Source organism: Chromohalobacter sp. 296-RDG, from assembly GCF_029889885.1.
GTDB lineage: Bacteria > Pseudomonadota > Gammaproteobacteria > Pseudomonadales > Halomonadaceae > Chromohalobacter.
Window position 1 is genome coordinate 1 of the sequence record NZ_JARANY010000229.1, and the last position, 1046, is coordinate 1046.

Here is a 1046-nt window from a genome sequence, read left to right on the forward strand (position 1 = left end):
CGAACGCGGCGAACTCGTCGCACTGGAGACCCCGCTGCACCTGGTTCGGGACTTCTCGTTATTGTGGCATCCCGAGCGCTACCGCAGTCCGCTCTGGCAAGCCTTCAAGGTGTTTCTGCGCGACAACCATTGATTGCTGCCGAGAGCTTCACCGTCATCTTCTCGTCATGCTGATCGGCTCCGCTACAGCCGGCTGGTATAGCAATATTCCTGCGTGGTCAGTCGCGAGATGCGCAGCTCGATCGGGGCGTTCTGATAGTCGCGTGCCACGCGGCGAATTTCGATCAGGGGCTCGCCGAGTTCCACGCCCAGGTGGACGGCGTCTTGTTCGCCTGCCTTCATCGCCACGAGCTGTTCGTCGGCATGCACGACGGTGGCGCCGTATTGATGCTGGTAGAGCTGATAGAGCGTATTGGGCAGTACCTCCGGCTGCGACTCGAGGGCGGCGAAGGTATCGGCATCGAGCACGATATCCTCGAGCAGCGTCGGACTGCCGGCCAGCTCGCGGACCCGACGGATGTGGATCACATCGGCTCTGTCGGGCAGCTCCAGGGCGTCACGCTCGGCGGCGGTCGCCGTGCGACGCCGTCTGCTCAAAACGCGTGAGACGGGCAGGCTGCGCTCGCCGTCACGACGTACCACATTGAAGAAGCGAAACAGAGTGCGGTCGGCGTCGTGGGTGGCGACGGCCGTTCCCTTGCCCTGACGACGGACCACGACGTTGTCGCTGACCAGTTCATCGAGTGCCTTGCGCAAGGTGCCGACGCTGACGTTGTAGCTCGCAGCCAGCGCCGCCTCGCTGGGAATGAAGGTGCCCGGCGGCCACTCCTCCGATGCAATCCTTTCCAGAAGCAAGTCCTTGATCTGCTTGTAAAGCGGCTGAAATATCGGGCCTTTCGGCGCGGTCATTGAGTCGACGTCCTTGTGAATGGGTGGCGATGCGGAAGTGTCATCCTATGAATTGTAACTGCTGATCGGCCTGTCGGCATCTCCTTGACTATTTTATATACTATATCATATAAATGAGTTGGCAGTGAGGTTGTCAA

At 60.3% G+C, this 1046-nt stretch carries 1 protein-coding gene; it reads right to left on the minus strand.

Annotation, left to right across the window (positions count from 1 at the left end; genetic code table 11):
• Positions 1-183 precede the first annotated feature (183 nt).
• A complete protein-coding gene (locus tag OP495_RS18110) occupies positions 184-909 on the minus strand; it encodes a GntR family transcriptional regulator (RefSeq protein WP_280571165.1) in 726 nt (241 codons plus the stop codon).
• Between the last annotated feature and the right edge of the window lie 137 nt (positions 910-1046).

Coding starts and splice junctions, on each gene's coding strand:
- OP495_RS18110 (WP_280571165.1), bottom strand. CDS start 909: ATGACCGCGCCGAAAGGCCCGATATTTCAGCCGCTTTACAAGCAGATC.